Source organism: Vallitalea maricola (genome assembly GCF_036985595.1).
Lineage (GTDB): Bacteria > Bacillota > Clostridia > Lachnospirales > Vallitaleaceae > Vallitalea > Vallitalea maricola.
On sequence record NZ_BTPU01000046.1, the window covers coordinates 25,222 to 48,420 of the forward strand.

General features: G+C 26.9%; 9 protein-coding genes. All 9 read left to right on the plus strand.

What is annotated here, in order from left to right; genetic code table 11:
• Nucleotides 1–6: 6 nt before the first annotated feature.
• The 9 genes from AACQ14_RS14245 (at nucleotide 7) to AACQ14_RS14285 (ending at nucleotide 23,016) form a co-directional block, all read left to right on the plus strand.
• Entirely contained in the window at nucleotides 7–702 is a 696-nt protein-coding gene (locus AACQ14_RS14245) for a response regulator transcription factor (protein ID WP_339364250.1), read from the plus strand.
• A complete protein-coding gene (locus tag AACQ14_RS14250; protein WP_339364251.1) occupies nucleotides 699–2,156 on the plus strand; it encodes a sensor histidine kinase in 1,458 nt (485 codons plus the stop codon). The genes AACQ14_RS14245 and AACQ14_RS14250 overlap by 4 nt, the downstream gene beginning before the upstream one ends.
• Before the next feature lie 112 nt (nucleotides 2,157–2,268).
• Nucleotides 2,269–3,216: an alpha/beta hydrolase gene (locus AACQ14_RS14255; protein ID WP_339364252.1), complete on the plus strand. Its 948-nt coding sequence runs from the start codon at nucleotides 2,269–2,271 to the stop codon at nucleotides 3,214–3,216.
• Nucleotides 3,217–3,627: 411 nt separating this feature from the next.
• Complete coding sequence (locus tag AACQ14_RS14260; protein ID WP_339364253.1) at nucleotides 3,628–4,869, plus strand: homoserine dehydrogenase; 1,242 nt, start codon at nucleotides 3,628–3,630, stop codon at nucleotides 4,867–4,869.
• Between the two features lie 10 nt (nucleotides 4,870–4,879).
• On the plus strand, nucleotides 4,880–6,148 hold the full coding sequence (locus tag AACQ14_RS14265; RefSeq protein ID WP_339364254.1) for an MFS transporter: 1,269 nt from the start codon (nucleotides 4,880–4,882) through the stop codon (nucleotides 6,146–6,148).
• A 161-nt stretch (nucleotides 6,149–6,309) separates the two neighbouring features.
• Nucleotides 6,310–12,678 carry an amino acid adenylation domain-containing protein gene (locus tag AACQ14_RS14270; RefSeq protein WP_339364255.1) on the plus strand — a complete coding sequence of 2,123 codons (6,369 nt, stop codon included), beginning with the start codon at nucleotides 6,310–6,312 and terminating at the stop codon, nucleotides 12,676–12,678.
• 18 nt (nucleotides 12,679–12,696) lie between these two features.
• On the plus strand, nucleotides 12,697–20,646 hold the full coding sequence (locus AACQ14_RS14275; protein WP_339364256.1) for an amino acid adenylation domain-containing protein: 7,950 nt from the start codon (nucleotides 12,697–12,699) through the stop codon (nucleotides 20,644–20,646).
• A 156-nt stretch (nucleotides 20,647–20,802) separates the two neighbouring features.
• Nucleotides 20,803–21,714: a hypothetical protein gene (locus AACQ14_RS14280; RefSeq protein ID WP_339364257.1), complete on the plus strand. Its 912-nt coding sequence runs from the start codon at nucleotides 20,803–20,805 to the stop codon at nucleotides 21,712–21,714.
• A 153-nt stretch (nucleotides 21,715–21,867) separates the two neighbouring features.
• Entirely contained in the window at nucleotides 21,868–23,016 is a 1,149-nt protein-coding gene (locus AACQ14_RS14285; protein WP_339364258.1) for a YncE family protein, read from the plus strand.
• The last annotated feature ends 183 nt before the right edge of the window (nucleotides 23,017–23,199 follow it).

Sequence of the window (23,199 nt, forward strand, 5' to 3'; positions counted from 1 at the left end):
GTGAAAATGACAAAAATATTAGTAGCTGATGATGAAGAAAATATCACGGATGCAATAGCATATGCTTTAGGGCGTGAAGATTATCAAATCTATAAGGCTTATGATGGTAAAGAAGCTCTTGATATTATTAGAAAAGAACAACCTGATATACTTATATTAGATATCATGATGCCAGAATATAATGGTTATGATGTATGCAAAAACATTGAAAACACTTCCAAGATGGGTATCATTATGCTTACTGCAAAAAGCACTTTGGTAGATAAGATATTAGGGTTGGAACTAGGTGCTGACGATTATATCACTAAACCTTTTGAGATGCAAGAATTGTTGGCACGTGTGAGATCTCTTGAACGACGTATAAATAAAAATGATGATGTATCAAGAGAACTTATAGATGATAATATCTTAGAAGTTGATGGTATAAAAGTTAATGTACTGGAAAGAGTTGCATATGTGGATAATAAACAAATTGATCTTAAGGCTAGAGAATTTGATTTGCTGTTTTTTTTAATGAAGAATGTGAAAATAACATTTACAAGAGATATTATTCTGGATCGAGTATGGGATATGGATTATTATGGTGGTACCCGTACAGTAGATATTCATATCCAACGTATCCGTAAGCAATTAGGAAAATACAGTTACCTAATTAAGACTATCCCTAAAGTTGGATATAAAATGTTGGAGCATATAGAATGAGAATTAGTGTAAAACATAAGCTAACAATTTTTATCATTTTCCTATTATTAATTAATTTAGTTATTATTAGTATTTTAACAATGAATGGTATTCGTACCAATCAGATAAAGGAATACGAAAGATATCTAAAAGAAAGTAGTAAAACAGCTAATCTATACATAAGAGAAAGATATCTTACTAGTGACATTGAAGATTTTGAAACCTTCTATATTAAGCAGGCTTATGACTTAACTATTGAAATTGAACGTGTACTGGGTATTCACACAATTATTTTTGATAATCAAGGAAGACAGATTGGTAATGAGGTATTTAAAGAATCGAAAAATGAATATGAGGATATTATTACCAAGGCTTTGGATAACAAGATTATATATAAAAAAATTGTGGATAAGATAATATATGCAGCACCAGTTTACGATTTTAATGGCCAGATAGGTGTTATGCAATTAGAATATAATTTATATTCCCAGAATAGTTTTAATGAAGATACCTGGAAGTTGTTTATCAAATTTGGATTAATATCTATTGTTGTAACATTCATAATAGGGAGAGTATTTTTTATAAATATAGTAAATCAAATTAAGAGATTAAGAAAGTCTGTTAAGCTGATTGAAGAAGGGCAATATGATATTAGCTCTGAATTCATTAGGAGTAAAGATGAATTTGGTGAATTAAGTATAGGGATACAAGCTATGTCTTCACAGATACAAGAAAATATTGAGCAGCTTAGTGATGAAAAAGCAAAACTCCAATTGGCACTAGAGCATGTTCAAAAACTGGAAAAGAAACAAAAAGAATTTATTGGAAATATAACTCATGAGTTCAAAACACCAATTACGGTCATCAAAGCTCAAATTGATTTAATGAATCTTTATAAGGATGATAAAAATTTAGTGGATAAATCCTATATTATTGTTAACAATGAGCTTGAAAGATTGAATCAAATGGTAGAAAAGGTATTGCACTTATCAAGCTTAGAAAAATATGATTTTGAAGTTGAAAAACAGAAAATAGATACACATGTACTGTTGAAAGAAATTATAGATAAGTTAAAGGGTAAGGCTTCTAAATACGGAGTTGAATTTTATTACCAGTTAGAGCCTTGCCAAGTTTATATGGATAAAGAAAGTTTTATGATGATTTTTATCAACTTAATAGATAATGCAATAAAATACAATGTATCAAATGGTGAAATAAAAGTTACCAGTGGTGTTAATAAAGGGGTTCATCAAATTGAAATAGCTGATACAGGAATAGGTATACCAGATGAACATAAGAAAAGGGTATTCGAACCTTTTTACACAGTTGATAAAAATAAATCTAAGAAATTATCAGGTACGGGACTTGGATTAAGTCTAGTCAAGAAGATGCTTGAAAAACAGAATGCAACGATTTGTATTTTGGATTCAAAGAAAGGAACTGTCTTTCAAGTAAATATCTTTTTGAATAAATAATTTGATTAGACCTCGACAGTAAATGACATAATTACAAATTATAATAGTGTATAATCATAGTTAGAAGATAATAGGTTATTGATATTATAAATATTTAAGTTAGGGGTAATTAATGAAAAAGAAATTTATAAAAATTAGTTCTATTGTATTTGTAATTGTGATAATACTTATAGTATTAATTGGATTTTTATTGGCTTTCCTTCCTGCACGAATGACAAAGACACATACTAATAAAATTGTAAAAATGTATTTAGATGATATGAATTATGATATAGAAGACTTTACTGAAAAATGGGATGATAAGATTGAAGAAGATCTTATAATTGCTAAGGATGGTCATAGTATTCCAGTATTTTATATACTTAATGAAGATAGCTATGATAGAAAGACTATTGTTCTAGTTCATTGGCATGAATCAAACCATAAAGCTATGTATCCTATTGCAGAGTTGTTTCTGAAACAGGGTTATAATGTTGTTTTATATGATGGACGGGCACATGGCAATAATACAGCTAAAACAGTTACATTTGGATATTATGAAAAAGATGATCTTCAAATTGTTATTGATTATATTAATGGTAAAATGACAAAGAATAATATTATTGGTGCATTAGGACAATCAATGGGTGGTGCAACAATAGGATATTATTCTGGAACTGATCATGCAGCTGAATATTTAGATTTTGCAATTATTGATAGTGGATTTACAAGTATGGATGCTGAGATTACATGGCAGATAAAATCATTTATTATTCCTATGCCGACCAAATTATTGACTAAATTAGGAAACATATCTAATAGTCAATTGTATGGTTTTAGTTATAAAGAAGTAAGTATTATTGATGCTATGAAGAAGAACAATATACCAACCTTAATTATTCATAGTAAATTGGATAATAAATGTCCATATTATATGGGTGAAGAACTGTTTGAAGCTATCCAACATGACAATAAACAAATGATTACTTTTGATAATTCAAAACATTTATGTGCTTTTTGGGATGATAAGAAAAAATATAAAGAAGCTGTATTTAGATTTATAAATGCTTATACCAATTAAAGGTGATAATTTTTTACAATATTCCTTGCTAATAATAATTATAATTTATAATTATTATTAGCAAGGTTTTTTTATTAATATAAAGGTTTAAATCCATAATAATGTATATATTAAAATATAACAAATAATTAAAAAATATTTATTTTTTTATTAAAATGACAAAAAATGACATATAAAATATGATATAATAAATATTGTTTCGAATTGGTAAAAAAAATATCGGTTTCTATATTATAAATATAATAAAATATATATTTTTGTTATATATAATAATAAAATATAATATTTATAATTATAACTAAGAATAAAAATACTTAACTTTAAATAATTTGATGTTTATATTAAAAAAATTCCAATTATAACAATTAATTATTAGTATAATGTAATTTATGAAATAAAAGGAGAGATAATGTGATTGAGATTGGATTATTAGGTTTAGGAACTGTTGGATCAGGGGTATACGAAATTATTCATCAAAGAAGAAATTATTTACAAGAATTACTTGGTTATAAAATACATATATCAAAAGTATTGGTAAAGAATCTATACATAAAAAGAAATGTAGATATAAACAGAAGTATTTTAACAGACAATGCTATGGAAATATTAAGAGATAAAGATATAAAAATAATTGTTGAAGCTATAGGTGGTACTACAGATGCTTATGATTATATTACTGAAGCTCTAAGAAGAGGGAAACATGTGGTAACTGCTAACAAAGCAGTTGTATGTAAATATTTTAAAGAATTTATAGAATTAGCTAAAAAGAATAATTGTGCATTTTTATTTGAAGCAAGTGTTGCTGGTGGGATACCTATCATTAAAGAATTAATGCAGAATATATCTCAATTAAATGATATAAGTAATATTAAAGGAATTTTAAATGGCACTACTAATTATATTCTTACTAAAATGTTCGATAATGGATTGAACTATGAGGAAGCCTTAAAATCAGCACAAGAGCTAGGTTTTGCAGAAGAAGATCCTACTGATGATGTAGAGGGGGTTGATATAGCTAGAAAATTATGTATCCTTTCAACTATTGCATCGAAAAACATAATTTTACTCAAAAATATTAAACGAAGTGGGATTACTAAAATAATACCAAGAGATATAGAATTAATAAAATCACTAGAGCATAAAATTAAATTTATAGGAAGTTTTAACATGAATAGAAATAATCAATATTATGGTGTTGTGGAGCCAGTCTTAGTAAAAAAGGATTCAATATACTATGGTGTTAATGAAGCTAATAATGTTGTTTCTATTAAGGGATCAAATGTTGGTGAAATTCAGCTTTTAGGGCAAGGTGCAGGGAAAAAACCTACTGCAAATGCTGTTGTTTCAGACATAATTAATGTTATTAAAGGAATTTATTATAATTATGATTTTGATTTTGAAGATAATGCTAAAGTTACAAACATAGATTTTTATAAAAATAAATACTATTTTAGGGCTATTACAAATGATATTAATGATATTAATATTATAAAAGAACAAGTAAAAATAGGTAATATAATTGATAAAATTGTTGATGAAAAGAAATCTTTTTCTTTTATAACAAAAAGAACATCCCTTAATGTAATTAAGGATATAGCAATAGATATCCAGAATTATTCTAATGGAATTTGGTATGCAAGAATAGAGAAGTGAGTTGATTAATATGTATACTATAGAAGAGACTAAAAAAATTTATATTAGTAAAAATAATAATTATTTTAAAAAAAATTTTTTCATATTGATAGTAGGTAAGCTTTTATCTGAATTGGGTTCTTCAATATTCTCCTTTGCATTAAGTCTATATATTTTAGATTTAACAGGGTCAGCACAGATTTTTTCTGTTATTCTTTCATTTTCATTATTACCCACTTGCTTGGTTAATCTATTTTTAGGAGGTTTTGTAGATAATAATAATCAAAAGAAGATAATGGTTTTAGCAGATTGTATTAATGGTATTGTTATTTTTATATATTTAACTTTATTTACCTTCATGCCTGAAAATATTCTATTAATTGGTATTGTCATAGTCATTGTTAATTCTATAAGAGCATTATTTTCGCTGGCATTAAATTCTTCTATTCCTGAATTAGTAGGACAAGCAAATGTTATGAAATCAAATTCATTTATACAAGGGATTACTCCAGCAGTACATATGGTAGGGCCAGTCATAGGTGCAATTTTATATGAGAATATTGGAATTGAGATTATTATTCTTTTAAATGCAAGTTTATTTATTTGTTCTAGTATATTAGAAGGCTTTTTTAAATTTGAATATCAAAAAAAGAAAAAAGAAATTAAAAAACTCAAAAAGAATTTCTATTTGATAGTAAGATATCTAAAAAATAATAGAACATTTTCAAATATACTATTGTTTGCTCTTGTTGTTAACGGGATATTTCTACCACAAATGCTATTAGGTGTTCCTTATGTTAGTTACAATATTATAGATGTTACACCTATACAGCTTTCTTTTATTGAAACTGCAAGTGCATTAGGAAGTGTTATAGGTGTTTTTTTTGTTGCATGGTATAAGAATAATAATATATTGCTAAAATACTTTTTCAAGTTACTAAAAATTCAGGCTGTACTTATTATGTTATTTTCGTTTTCTTATTTTTTTCAATTGAATAATGGTAATAAATGGATGGCAACACTTGTTTTTTCTATATTAGTATTTGTAATACAAGGATTAAATATGATTCAGAATGTACCTTTGTTTACTTACTTTCAATTAACTATACCAAAGGAAATTAGAGGGAGGATTATAGGTGTAGCTTTTGCAGCATTGTATATATCTCCACCTATCGGAATGCTTATATATGGAAGCTTATTTGAATGGTTTCAATCAAGCTATGTATTTATAGGAACGGGAGTAGTATTAATAGTATTATGCAATATAGCTTCGAAAAAAATTAACCTTATTAGTAATTAAGGGTTATAACTAAAATGATGTTTAATATGTGCAGTATACTATACAACATTTTAGTGTAAACATAATTAATAAATATTAAATTATAAGGGAGTGAAATATTTAAAAAAGTTAGACTTAATTTTTTATTGAATATTTGATTATTTGTTATAGGAGGTAATAAAATGGGCATAGTAAAGAATGATGTAATAAAAGAATCAGAGTATAACAAGTATTATGAAACATCATCAGAGCAAAAGAGGATGTATATATTAAATCAACTTGATGGTATTAGTGTAGCATATAATATTTCTATTGGTTTAAATGCCACAGGTATGTTAAAAGTCGAAGATTTGGAAAATGTATTTAGACAATTAATTAAGAGGCATGAAGTGTTTAGGACATCTTTTGAATATAGGGATAATCAAATTGTACAAGTTGTTCATAATAATGTTGATTTTTCTATAAAAGTTATTGATGTTAGTAAAGATGAACTAGATATTGATAGTAGTATTATATTGAATAAATATAAAGATTTGATAATTAAAAAGTTTGATTTAGAAAAACCACCTTTAATAAGAGTGGGCTTAATAAGAATTACCCCCAATAAAAATATCGTTATTATAGACATCCATCATATAATTTCTGACGGGATATCAGTTGGGATAATTTTAAAAGAAATGGTAAGAATTTATAACCAAGAAAAATTAGAACCATTAGATTTTCAAAGTAAAGATTATATACATATAAAAAATAATTATCTAAGAGAAGGTAGGTATAAAGAGCAAGAAGAATATTGGATAAATAAGTTTAATGATGAAATTCCAATATTAAATATGCCTATAGATTATCCTAGACCAGTAAAACAAAGCTTTGAAGGAGATCATTTAAGATTTGAAATTTCAAAATCAATGACTAAAGATTTAAAAAGATTATCTTGGAATTTTAAAGCTACATCTTATATTATTTTATTTACTGCTTATAAAATATTACTTTATAGATATACAGGACAAAATGATATCATTGTTGGAACCTCCTTTATGGGAAGAAAAGACCAAAAAGTTAAAGATTTATTAGGAATGTATGTTAATACTGTACCTATTAGAACTAATGTTACAGGAGAAGATAGATTTATTGATTTAGTAGATAAAATTAAAAAAAACATATTTGAAGCACATAAGAATCAATCCTATCCATTTGGAGACTTGATTGATAAGCTGCAGATTAAAAGAGATTTAAGTAGAAATCCTATTTATGATACAATATTTGATTTTCAAAATATTAGAGGAATAAACATAGTTGAAATTCAGATGGGAGATATACATCTAGAACGTCTTGAAATAAATCAGAGTATATCTAAATTTGATTTCATGATAGATGCTATAGAATTAAAAGAAAAGCTTATATTTGATATAGAATATTCTACTGAACTCTTTACACCAGAATTTTTTAATAGATTTGCAACTCATTACAAAAATATATTAACTGCTATATGTGACAATCCTAATATAAAGATTTCCCAAATTGATATGTTAGAAGAGTATGAAAAGAAACAGTTAAAAGAGGAGTTCAATATAACTACAGACTTTAGTTTTAAACCTTATGTTCAGTTATGGGAAGAAACAGTTAGAAGATATCCTGAAAAAATAGCGGTTTCTTATGAAAATAAAAATTATACGTATAAAGAATTTGACGAAAAGGTAAATCAATTATCACATTTTATTAAAGGATATTTAGATAAACAACAGTATGTTGGGGTATTAATGAAACGCAGCCCTAAAATGATACAGACTATATTAGCTATATGGAAAGTAGGAGGAATATATGTACCAATTGATTATGATTATCCAAAGGAACGAATAAAACAGATATTAAATGAGTCAAATGCAAAATTGATGATTGTAGATTATAAAGATTATGTGGAACAAAGATTTGGTGATATAAGTAGTAGCGTTAATATACAAATTATAGCATTGGATACTCATAGTAAAGAAATAAATAGTCAATTGAAAACTTCACTTAATTATAGAACTAAATTAAGTGATATTGCTTATGTTATCTATACATCAGGATCTACAGGAAAACCAAAAGGTGCTATGGTAGAGCATTTGGGAATGGCTAATCATTTGGATGCTAAGATTAGAGCTCTTAATATTGATAATAAAAGTATTATAGCTCAAAATGCTTCTCAATGTTTTGATATATCTATTTGGCAGATGTTTACTGCATTTATTAAAGGAGCAAAAACAGTTATTTATTCAAATGAAGTAGTTATAGATCCTTGCCAATTTATATCTCGTATTCAACAAGATAGAATAACAATTCTTGAAGTTGTACCTTCATTTTTAGGTGCTATGCTTCCTTATTTACAAGAATATAACAGTAAACTTACATATACAAAGTATATACTTGTAACGGGAGAAGCTGTTCATACTAATTTGGTTAATGAATGGTTAAAATTATATCCTAGTATACCAATGGTTAATGCATATGGACCAACGGAAGCATCAGATGATATAACTCATCATTTTATTGATAAGCCAGTAGTAGGTAATACAGTACCAATCGGACGGCCAATACAAAATTGTAAAATTTATATTATAGATAGTGCATCTAATTTATGTCCTATTGGTGTTCCAGGTGAAATATGTGTTTCTGGTATATGTGTTGGTAGAGGTTATTTAAATAACATACAAATGACGAATAAAGTTTTTTCATTAGATCCATTTATTGATGATAAGGAAGTAAGAATGTATCATACGGGAGATATAGGTAAATGGTTAGCAGATGGTACTATTGAATTCTTGGGACGAAAAGATTATCAAGTAAAAATAAGAGGATTTCGTATTGAACTAGAAGAAATTGAGAATAAGCTGCAAGCATATAATTTAATAAGTAAGGCTGCTGTAATTGAGAGAAAAGAGGAAAATACTAATTATCTATGCGCATATTATGTAGCACAAGAGCCGTTAGATGAGGTTTGTTTAAGAAAATACCTAAAAGAATTATTACCCTATTATATGATTCCATCATATTTTATTTGTATGCAGGAATTACCTTTAACTCTTAATGGAAAGTTAAATCGCAAGAAGCTTCCTATGCCAAAGATTAAACATAAAAGAGAAATAGTAAAACCTATAAATAAAACAGAAGAAATCTTAGTTAATATTTGGAAAGATGTACTTAGTTTAGAAAATATTAGTACAAATGATAATTTCTTTGAAATGGGAGGACACTCCTTAAAGATGATGCAGGTAGCTTCAAACATTCATAAGAAGTTAAATGTAACTATACCTGTAAACCAACTTTTTAAATTATCAACAATTAAGCAGCTAGGGGATTATATTCTAACTCAGCATAATGATAAAGATAAGTCTATACCCGTATTACCAAGTAAGAAATTTTATGCAGCTTCATCTGCACAAAAAAGATTATTTGTGGTAAATCAGCTTAATCCTAATAATATTACCTATAATATGTGTGGAGGTATACTAGTTGATGGATTGGTTGATTATAAAAGGCTAGAAAATATCTTAAAGATAATTATTGGTCGGCACGAAGTTTTTAAAACTTCTTTTGAATTAGTAAATGGGGAACTAATGCAGAAGATATATGAGCATGTTGATTTAAACATACAATATTTTGATACAAATGGTACCACTATACAAGAAATTATATCTCAGTTTGTCAAGCCGTTTAACTTAATTGAGGAATTATTATTTCGTGTAGGTATAATATCAATTGAGGAAAATCAAACTATAGTACTAATTGATATGCATCATATTATATCTGATGGCGTTTCTATTGATTTATTTATGAAAGAGTTTGTAGGTTTATATAGAGGGGAAACTTATGAGAAATTAAGAATACAGTACAAGGATTATGCAGAATGGGATAATGATAGACTGAATTCTAGTGAGCTTAATGAACAAAAAAATTATTGGCTAAATGTTTTTAAAGATAATGTACCTGCATTAAATCTCCCAATTGATTATAGCAGACCAAAAATACACAGTTATAGGGGAGAAACTGTAAAATGTAATATTCCATATGATTTAAGTAAGAAAATAGAAAAAATATGTGCAAAGACTGGTACAACCATGTATATGGTTCTATTAAGTGCATATACTGTATTACTTTATAAATATACGAATCAAAATAGCATTGTTATAGGAACCCCTGTATCTGGCAGGATTAATCCAGAGTTAGATAATGTAATGGGTATGTTTGTTAATACATTAGCAATTAAAAATGATATAAAAGGAAATATTACTTTTTCAGAATTGTTAGAAAAAATAAAAGGTAATGTGATAAGTGCCTTTGAAAATCAAGAGTATCCTTTTGATGAACTTGTTAATGAATTAAATCTAGAAAGGGATTTAAGTCGTAATCCATTATTTGATACTATGTTCTTACTTGAGAACAGAGAAATCACTAAAATAAAAGTAGATGATTTAACCTTCAGTCCATATGAATTTAGAAATAATATTTCAAAATTTGATTTAACAGTTGAAGCTATTTTTTCTAGTGAAGAATTATATTTTAATATTGAATATTGTACAGATTTATTTAAAAGAGAGACAATAGAAAGATTTCAGCATCATTTTATTAATGTATTATACACTATAGCAGATAATTATAATGTATATATATCTAAAATAGATATTCTATCAGAAGCGGAGAAAAATCATTTGCTTTATGATTTGAATGACAGCAATAAGATATATAAGAGAAATATTACAGTATATGAAATGTTTGAAAAACAAGTAGAATTAACACCTAATGCTACAGCTCTTATATTTGGAAAAGAAAAATTAACATATCATCAATTAAATCAAAAAGCAAATAAACTTGCATGGCATTTACAAGATTTGGGAGTTGGTGAGAATACAGTTATCGGTTTAATGGTAGAGCGTTCATTTGAGTTAGTTATTGGTGTATTAGGTATTATGAAAGCTGGTGGAGCGTATGCACCAATAGATTGTGACTATCCAGAGGACCGTATAACCTATATACTCAATAATTTAGATAATAAAATAGTCTTGACTCAGTCTAAATATATTAATAAATTAAGTTATTTGGAAGGAAGAATTTTAGCCATTGATGAGATAGATAATAATCAAAGTTTGAGTACATATAATTTAGGAAGAAAATATGACCCAGAACGTTTGATGTATGTACTATATACATCTGGATCTACAGGTATGCCAAAAGGTGTAATGGTCAAATCAAATTCTTTTGCTAATTTGATTAATTGGTTTAATGATGATTTTAATATTGGTAGTCAAGATAATATATTACTTATAGCATCAACCAGTTTTGATCTGGCACAAAAAAATATGTACTCAACTCTAGTCAAAGGGGGTAAATTAACATTATTTACTACAGGAATGTATGATTATGAAGAAATGCTAGATATTATGTCAGAATATAATATAACAATAATAAATTGTACACCAAGTGCTTTTAATCCTTTAGTAGAATGGGATAATGATAATGCTTTTAAGAAGCTGATTTCTTTACGTTATGTATTCTTGGGAGGGGAACCAATTAATCTAAGTATACTATCAAAATGGTTTAAGCATTCTAATTGTAATGCTCAATTAGTAAATACATATGGACCTACAGAATGTACAGATATAGCAACATCCTATGTAGTATCACAGGATGATTATGATAACTTAGAAGATGTACCAATTGGAAAACCTATATATAATGTACAACTATATGTATGTAATAAAGACAGGCAGTTAACACCTGAAGGATTGATAGGAGAACTCTATATTGGTGGAGAGGGTGTGTCCTTAGGATATTATAATAATATCAATTTAACAGCTGAAAGATTTGTTAAGAATCCATATATACCAGATAAAATTATGTATCAAACTGGTGATTTAGTTAAATGGCTGCCTGATGGTAATTTAAGATTTTTAGGTAGAGTTGATTCTCAAGTGAAGATAAGGGGTTATAGAATAGAGTTAGGAGAAATAGAATCTGTATTATTAAAAGATGATTTAGTAAAAGAAGCTACTGTTCTAATTAAGGGTGATAAAAAAAATCCTTACTTATGTGCATTTATAAGCGGAGATAAAAAATGTGATATAGATAGAATGAAAGAAACATTAAATAAAGTATTACCTCATTATATGGTACCTTCAGCATTTGTTTTTTTAGATAAGATGCCCCTAACACCTAATGGAAAAATTAATAAGAAGAAACTTTTCAGTATTAAGGAATCTAGTATCAGAGAGAGTAATTATGTTGCTCCTGAAAATAAAACACAAGGACAATTAGTAGAACTTTGTGAAGAGATTTTAGACATCAAACCAATAGGTATAAAAGATGACTTCTTTGAAATAGGAGGACACTCTTTAAGAGCTGTTACACTAGTCAATTTAATTTATAAAACTATGAATATTAAGCTTACGGTAATAGATATATTTGAGAATCATACTATAGAACAATTAGCTAAAGTGATTGAAAAGAAAATAGAAGAGATGAATATATTAGAAATGTTTTTATCAGAAATAGAAAATGATATTGCTAGTAGTTAGATATAAGGGGGAAATTTTATGCATGATATTATAAATCGTTTGAATAACTTAACTCCTAAGCAGATGGAGACTCTTAGAAATAAACTAGAAGCTAAGGGAATTCAGCTATCAGATCTGAAAGTGGATGATACAGCAGAAGAAATTAAAAAAGCAAAAATTACTAGATATTATCCTGCATCTTCAGTTCAAAAAAGATTATTTATCTTAGAAGAAATAGAAGAACTGGGTACTAGTTATAATATGCCTGCTGCAATTAAAATTAAAGGAAGAATTAATATTAAAAACATAGAAAATGCTCTTAACATGGTTGTGAGTAAACATGAAATCTTACGTACTGTTTTCAATATGGTAGATGGTGAAGTAGTGCAGGAAGTATGTAATTTTGTAAGATTCAAATTAGAATTAAAAGAATCTGCTAATGTTAAGATATCAGATATTACTAAGAAGTTTATCAGACCTTTTGAATTGAAAAAAGGGCCTTTATTAAGATATCAATTACATCAGATTGCACAAGAAGAGTATATATTATTAGTTGATATGCATCATATTATTTCAGATGGTGTATCTATGGGAATATTTATGCAAGAGTTTATAAAAGCATATAATGGTAAACAATTAGAAGATAGTAATATTCAATATAAAGACTTTGCAGTGTGGGAAAATAGCATAAAGAATACTACTCTGAAAAAACATGAAAAATTCTGGCAGGATATTTTTAAAGAAGATGTTGAAGTACTGAATTTACCATTAGATTATAAAAGACCAGGAGAATTGACATTTGACGGAAATACATTATCATTTGAGATTGGTGAAAAACTTACTAGAAAGTTAAATAGACTAGCAAAAGATAATAATGTAACTCTATATATGATATTATTATCAGCATATAATATACTGCTTTATAAATATACTGGACAAGAGGATATTGTTATAGGGTCACCAGTAGCAGGGAGATATCATCCTGGCCTGGATAAATTGATTGGAATGTTTGTTAATACAATTCCTATGCGAAATTATCCAAGAGGAGATAAAGAATATACAAGATTCTTACAAGAAATAAAAAATACTACTATTAAATGTTATGAACATGGAATGTACTCTCTGGAAGATATAATTGATAAATTGAGTATTAAACGTCATAAAGGGAGAAATATATTGTTTGACACTATGCTTGTATTACAAAATACAGAAGATATATCATTAGAACTTGGTAATGCAGAGGTAGAGCTATGTAACATTACGCCTCCAGTTTCTAAGTTTGATATAACCCTAAATATTAAAGAAAAATCAAATAATATTATTTATGATATTGAATATAATACAAATCTCTTCGAAAGAGAAACTATAGAGAGGCTAAGTAAACATTTTGTCAATATTTTGGATTGTATAGGAGACAAGCCTAATATTCTTATATCCAATATAAGTGTCCTAAGTGAACAAGATAAATCGCTGATTAATAAGTTAAATGAAACAAATGTTGTATATAATGAAGATACTAACCTAATAGATCTTTTTGAATCCCAGGTTATTAATGAGCCTAATGGTACAGCACTTATTTTTGGAGAAGAAACTATTACATATAATGAATTAAATAAGAGAGCTAATTCTTTAGCTCATAATCTTAGAAAAAAGGGTATATGCAGGAATGATATTGTAGCATTATTAGTTGAGCGTTCTGTTGAAATGATAATTGGTTTATTAGGTATATTAAAGGCTGGAGCTGCTTATTTGCCTATTGATATAAATTATCCAGTTGGAAGGATACAATATATTCTACAAGATAGCCAAGCTGTATTATTATTAGTTGATAAAATGTACGATATTACTAAGTATAGAGAGCTTCCTATTATTAATCTTAAGAATCAAAAGTATTACAGTAATAATTATAATAATCCAGTTAAAATAAATAAAGCAAATGATCTTGCCTATATTATTTATACATCTGGAACAACAGGTAAGCCAAAAGGTGTTATGGTAGAACACCAAAATATAGCAAATACAATTAAGTGGAGAGTTAGGGAATATAACAGTGATTATAATCATGTTGTACTTCAGTTGTTTTCTTATGTTTTTGATGGGTTTGTTACTAGTTTTTTTACACCTATTGTTTCTGGTGGAACGGTTGTTTTATTAGATGAATTGGAAGCTAAAAATCCTGAATGCATAAAAGATTGTATAAATAAATATAAAATAACACATTTTATTGTAGTTCCATCTTTTTATAATACTTTATTAGATTGCTTCTCAACGACTGATTTAGCTTATGTTAAAGTAATAACATTAGCAGGAGAAAAAATCACTAATAGGATTATTCAAAAAAGTAAAGAGAAAAAAGAAACATTAGAAATAGTTAATGAGTATGGACCAACAGAAAATAGTGTGGCTACAACTATAAAAAGAAATATTGAAACAAATCAAAAAATTTTTATAGGTAAACCTATATCTAATACACATGTTTACATTTTAGATAAAGACGATAATCTCTGTCCTATTGGAATGCCTGGAGAATTATGTATTAGTGGAAAAGGATTAGCTCGTGGATACTTAAATAATCAAGTTTTGACTAAGGAGAAGTTTATTTCTAATCCTTTTAAAGCTAATGAACGTATGTATAGAACAGGAGACCTTTGCAGATTAAGTAGTGATGGTAATATAGAATTTTTGGATCGTATTGATAAACAAGTTAAAATCAGAGGGTACAGAATTGAAATAAATGAGATAGTTGAATGTTTATATAACATACCAGATGTGAAACAAGCATTTGTATGTGTCAAAGGCGGATATGATAATTTACATTTATGTGCATATTTGGTAATAAAAAAGGAGGTAGAGATAGAAGAGATAAAGCGCAGATTATCCTTTGACTTACCAGATTATATGATTCCAAATTATTATATTTTTATGGATAAGATACCTCTAACAAATACAGGTAAAGTTGATGAACGTGCATTACCTGAACCAAATTATGAAATTAAAATCTTATATAAAGCACCAACTAATGATGTAGAGAAAAAATTATTAAAATTATTTCAAGAAATATTAAAAACAAAAAAAATCGGAATAAACAACAGTTTTTTTGAAATGGGAGGTCAATCTTTAAAAGCAGGATTACTAATATCTAAAATACATGAAATGTTTAACGTGATAATATCAATAAAAGCTGTTTTTGAACATTCAACTGTTAGTGAATTAGCTTCATACATTAGTATTTTAAAAGAGGAAGATAATTATCATATTAGGTCAGTTACAAAAAGTAAATATTATTCAACTTCATGGGCTCAAAAAAATATTTATTTACTTTCTCAAACAGAAGGTATTGGTATAACTTATAATATGCCTAGCCTTATTAAGATTCAAGGAAAAGTTAATATAGAACAACTAGAAAAGGCAATATGTGAAATTATAAAAAGACACGAAATACTAAGAACAAATTTTGAAATGATAGATGGAGAAGTTGTACAAGTAGTATCAGATGATACAGACTTTAAACTTCAAGTTATTAATATTAATAATGATATAAGAGATATAGACCGAATTATAGAGGGCTTCGTACAACCTTTTGATCTTAGTAAATCGCCCCTAATAAGGGTATGTCTTGTTATATTTGATGAAAATAATTCTAAACTATTAATAGATATGCATCATATTATTGGAGATGGTACATCTATTAAGTTGATAATTAATGAATTATGTATGTTTTACAAAGGAGAAAAGCTGCCTGATTTACAGATACAGTATAGAGATTATGCTATATGGCAAAACGAATTACTTAATAGTGATAGAATAATAAATCAAGAAGAATATTGGAAACAAATTTTTGCAGACGAAATTCCAGTATTGGCTATGCCTTTAGATTTTGCTAGACCAAGTATACAAAGTTTTAAAGGTGATAAAATTACATTTGAATTAAGTAAAGATTTATATTTTTCAATTAAGAATTTATGTAAACAAACACAAACAACTCCATTTATGTTTTTTTTAGCAGCATATTATATATTAATTTATAAATATACTGCTCAGAAGGATATTATTATAGGAACACCGGTAGAAGGAAGAAATAACCTAGAGGTAAATGGATTAATTGGTATGTTTGTTAATACATTGCCCCTTCGTATAAGGTTAAACAGCAATATGACTTTTATTAACTTTTTAAGTGTGGTTAAAGAAACAGTGTTAGGAGGAGTAGAAAATCAGAATATTCCTTTTATACAACTTATTGATAAGTTGAATATAGTAAGAGAACAAAGTCATAATCCTTTATTTGATACTATGTTTGTAATGAATGAAATGATGGACTATCAATTTGAAGTAGAGAACTTGACGTTTGTTCCTGACAATATTGATATTGTTACTTCCAAATTTGACTTAACCTTAGAAGTTAGTGAAGTAAATGAAACATTTAAATGTGAACTAGAATACTGTACTGATTTATTTAAAAGAGCAAAGATGCAGCAATTATTAATTCACTATAGTAATTTACTAGAGAATATTACTAATGATACAAATCAGTATCTATCAAAAATGCAAATATTGTCACATAAAGAGTTATTAAGAGTAGAATTATTTAATAGTAAGGAAGCAGTATATGAACAGACAAAAACAATACATGAAATATTTGAAAAACAGGTAAAACTTACACCTCACAACATAGCAATCAGTTGCAATGATAATAGGGTTACTTATGAAGAGCTAAATAGTAAAGCTAATAAAGTTGCTAATAAACTTAGATTATTAGGTATAGGACCTGATAGTATCGTTGGAATAATGGCAAATCCATCTATTGAAATAATTATAGGTATGCTGGGAATTATAAAAGCAGGAGGAGCGTATTTACCCATAGATGTGGAAACACCTAGAGAACGTATAATGGATATATTGGAAGATGCTGATGTAAAATTACTTCTAGTTAATAATGACAATATAGATTATAGTTATCAAGTTGATAAAATATGTGTTATAGAAGAAATAATTAACGATAAAACATTATTAATCGATAATCTAAAACCTGTCAGCACGAGTAATAATCTAGTATATGTTATTTATACATCAGGTTCAACTGGAAAACCTAAAGGTGTATTGGTAGAACACAGAAATCTGATAAATTATATTTGTTGGGCTAAGAATATGTATTTGAAGGATAAAAATGAAGTAATGCCATTTTATTCTTCGATATCATTTGATTTAACAGTAACTTCAATTTTTACTCCTTTACTCTCTGGTAATCAAATTATTGTATACAACAGCATAGAAGATGATTTTGTTTTGCATAAAATATTAAAGGATAATAAAGTAACTGTTATAAAACTTACACCTGCTCATTTAATTCTATTAAAGAACATAAATATGAGTAATTCTAACCTAAAAAGACTTATTGTAGGAGGAGATGATTTAAAGGCAAGCTTAGCTAGAGAAATATCAAACAGCTTTTCTGATAATATAGAAATCTATAATGAATATGGACCAACTGAAACTGTTGTTGGATGTATGATACACAAATACGATGAAGAAAAAGATAACGGGGTATCTGTACCGATTGGTTACCCTACAGATAATGTTCAGATTTATATACTTGACAATGATTCTAATATAGTTCCTATAGGAGTAGCAGGAGAGATTTATATAGCTGGAAAAGGAGTAGTGAGAGGATATATAAAAAGACCTGAGCTGACTGATGATAAATTCATAGATAACCCATTTGGTATAGGAAAAATGTACAAAACAGGAGATTTAGGAAGATGGCTGCCTGATGGAAATATAGAATTTTTAGGACGTATTGATAATCAAGTAAAGATCAGAGGGTATAGAATAGAATTGGGTGAAATTGAGAAATATCTATTAAATTATGAATCAATTAATGAAGCTGTTGTTATGGCAAGAGGACAAGGAGAAGAAAAAGAAATAATAGCTTATTATGTTGCTGAAAAAGAAATAGATAAAAGCAAATTGAAAAAACAGTTAACAGAAAAGCTTCCTAAGTATATGATACCTCAGCGGCTGCAACAAGTAGATGATTTAATATTGACTAAGAATGGTAAAGTGAATAAAAAAGCGTTGTTACAATTAGAAGTAGCCAAAGAGGATGATGTAATGTATGTACCTCCTATTACAAAAATGGAAAAAACCTTACTAAATATTTGGAAAAACATAATTAATGATAATACAATAGGTATTAAACATAATTTTTTTGATATAGGCGGTCATTCTTTAAAAGCAATGCAGATGGTAGTACAAGCAGAAAAAGAAGGAATAGATGTTAAACTCAATCAGATAATGAAATATCCAACCATTGAAGAACTAAGTAAAAAATTACATTTTAAGAAAGAGGAGAAGAACTTAATTAATAATATACAAGATATCAATAATCAATTAAATAATCAGTTCCAATTTTTAAATAAACTTGTAATATATCATGTACAAAATGAAGTTTATGTCGTTTTATATAGTGATTATAAGAGTATAGAACAAAAATTAAATGTACTTAGCTATTTGAAAAATTATTGTATAGAAGATCTATATCCACATTATATCAAGAAAGTTGATAAACTAGATTCATCAATTAGATTAAATGGTCAAATCACTATGGAAAATTTCGAAAAAAAATTAGGGTTACGATATTGTACTGATGAAGAAGAAGATAATATCTTTATTGATATTATTTCACAGCTTGAAAAGTTTAATAATAATTTATTACAAGTTAAAACAGATAAATACATACCTATTTCACCTTCTCAGAAAATGTTTATGAATTTCCATACAGGATTTTCAGGAACAGTTATAACCATTAAACATCCTATTAATTTGAAGAGTTTTAATAAGGCTTTTAGTAGACTTATTCATAATCAGGTATTTATGCATAGTGTCTTGATAAAAGATAATAACAATATGATGTGGCAAAAATTAGACATAACAGATAAGTACATGGATATTCCTTATATTGACTTATCAAGTTATAAATTAGAAGAGCAAGAAAAATTAGTAAAGAGTATTATACAACAATATTACTTTTATCCATATGAAATGTTTAATAGTCTTTTATTTAGAGCCTTACTTATTTGCCATAATGAAGCTAGATATAGTTTAGTTATTCCTTTTAATCATATAATTTTTGATAAAATAAGTGACAGCATATTAAAAGAGAAATTATTTAATTATTATAATTTAATTGAGCAAAATGAAATTTTAGATGATACTCTTATAGATGAATATGAGACATTTATTGATAATATAAATAGTACTTTTCATGAGGAAAAAGAAATTCTACGAATGTTTAATTTAAAGTTGTATTATAATGAACATTTAAAGCTAAGTACTAAAATAAGTCGAGAATTAAAAGATTTTAAATACGAAACTCAAAGGATTACTTTAGAAATAAATACACCTTTTAATTTAGAAGAACATGGTGATAATTTATCTATACAAATAGGATTAGATTATATTTTAAGAGTATTTAAAGATTATTTTAATATTGATAAGGTACCTATTAATGTTTTATCTTATGGTAGAAGATATAAAGATTATGAATGCCTCAATACTATAGGTGCTTTTGTTGATCTAATTCCTGTACTTTTAGATGAAAATTATATTAAAGATACTGAGAGTTTAAATCAACTGATAAAAAAAGTAGCCCGTAATAATCTGAATTTCTTAAATATTTATGATAAGTATAAAAATATAAAAAACATTTGTGATGAAATATTTAGCTTCTTGATTACTTTTAATTTTTTAGGTAGATATGAATCCACTAATGAATTTATATATACTTACTTAGATGAATATATTAACGAAAAAAGAAAAGAATTTGGAGAAATGAAGTTTTTTGGCATTAGTATTGAATTGACTTATAACATGAATACATTAAGATTTTTTATTCAAGCACCAAACTTTCATAATGATTGGAAGAATTTTTTGGAAAATAATGCCACAAAATATTCTGAAGAATTATTTAAAGAAAGTAAAAAAACTAAATAAATTAATAAAAAGAATAACATATTGACAATTAAAAAATGTAATAGTAAAATATATAATATATTTATAAAAAAAAGAATATAAAGAAAAAATAGAAAAGCGAGAGTTGGCTTAAAATAAGTCTGTATAATATAAAAATTTTACAAAGGGGAGAAAAAAATGAAAAAGAACTTAAAAGCATTATTAGGTATTATGTTAGTAATAACGGTAGTTGTGACAAGTAACAGTTTTATTTATGCTAAAAATATTAATATGAGTAAGTCACAGATTTTAGCAGCAAAACAACTATCAGAAAGAACAGGAAGAGGTCTTTCAAAAAATAAAATTATGAGACAACAAAAAGAATTTGAAAGAATAACTAATTACAAAGAAGTTCTTAGTATGAACGAAAATAATCCTGCTTATCCAAAGAAGTTTGCTGAATATATTGATAAGTATAATGAATACTGTGATAAAATAGGACAATCTAATAATAAAGTTGAGCCTCTAAGTGACAACCCAACTTTAAAAGAAGTACAAAATTATCCAATAAATATAGGTAGTGGTGGAGATGATACTTATTCTGGAGATGGTAATTCATTCTCAGTTTCTGCATTAGAATCAGGTGAAATTGTTTTACCAGATTTATATGGTGTTTGTATACAAGGTCTAATCAACCATGCAGCTATTTACGATGAAAGTAGATATTATGATAATTCATCTGCGTGTTTCCTTTCAGCTAATAATGATGATAATCAAAATGGGTTAGGTTATAGTTATGTAGGTGTAGGATATGAATCTCCAGACTATTATCGTGATGCTTTTGATCAAGTTCATTGCTGTTATGTGAAAAATCATGATAGTGATGAACAAAGTGCATTAGATAAAGCACAAGCTGAAGCAAATGTTGGAGAAGATTATAGTCTTAAAACATTAAAATCAAATACAAGTAAATGGTATTGTTCAAAAGTTGTATGGTATGGTTATAAACATGGTGCAGATGTAGACATAGATTATGATGGTGGACCATTTGTATTTCCAGTAGATATCTATAATGATGGAGATATAGTTGTTTGGAAAACATATGAATAAAATTAGGTACGATAGGTATTGAAATAATATTAAATAGTTTTAAGTTAACTCTCAATTAGCCCTTGAGTCTAATATTATAGGCTTGAGGGTTTATAAACGGTTGATATAGGTTTGAGTTATTAAATTGTATATAAATATTATAGGAGTAGAAAAATGAAAGAAAAATACATTAAAAATTTTTTAGTAATATTTCTAAGTTGTATTTTAATAGTTTTGGTTGGATGTAATTCTACAAAAGTATCAAAGAATACTAAGATAAATGATATAACTGAAGACAGTAATTATTCTTATCGTATATATGGTTTAAGCGGAATGAATATATATATGACTAATTTAGCTATAAATAAAGAGAAGGTTGTTCATGATAAGCCAAAAAAAATAGAGATGGCATCTATTGGATACTTAAGTATGATACGTGAACTACCGGATAAATCAATAATATGTGCATTTGAATTGATAAAAAAAGAAGTTGGACATAATATATATGTAATTAATAATGATGAGATTGTCTCATACGAAGTATTTGATGACATAACAATAGCATCAAATATTATAGTTGATAAAGAACGTAATCTAGTTTATTTTATGGGGAGAACACAAGATAAGAATGTAACCCCTTTAGGGACGCCTATAGATGTTGTGGATTTATGTGATAAAGAAGTTGTAGATAGATTGTATTTTAAAGGAGAGTTATATGGTTGTACTATGAACGATAATTATATATATTTATCAATTTTATTAGGAAAAAGTTATGGATACGATGAAGTTGAAGAAGCCTATATATCAAGAATTAATAGAGAAACAAGGGAATACGAAATTGTTACAAAAAAAGGGCTTGATTATGGACCTATAGATGTTTTTGCTACAAAAGACAATAGTATATATGATATAAGTTGTATTAATCCTAGGAAAGATGGAGGAGTAAATGAGCCAAAAATAAGTAAGTATAACCAATTAGGTGAATTTCAAGGTGAATACGATATCCCGCTATGGTGTGATGGAATGTTATTAGATGATAATGGGGTTATATATGTTAATCATGTGGGAAAAGAATTTATGAGCGATTATGAAGGTGAAATTATTACAATTTTTGATACAAAGGAAGATAAAATTGTTGATACATTACAAGGATTTGAAGGGTGTTCATGTATAGATATTGAAGATAATTATTTATTTGTTGCTAACTATTTGTCAGGGGATGTATCTATTTTAGATAAGGATAGTAGAAAAGAAATAGGTAAAGTTAATTTAGAGGACGTTGGTAAACTTAGGCAGATTGTGGTTGTTAAAGTGAGCAATTAGTTTAATAAACTAAAATTTATTGGATTCAAAGAGTTGATCTAAGTATAAAAAATAGAAAAGGGGAAAAAGAAATGAGAAGTAATTTAAAACGATTATTAGGTATTGTATTAGTAATTGCTATAGTTATGACAAATAATTGTTTAATTTTTGCAAAAAATAATCATATTAGCCAGTATGCTAATA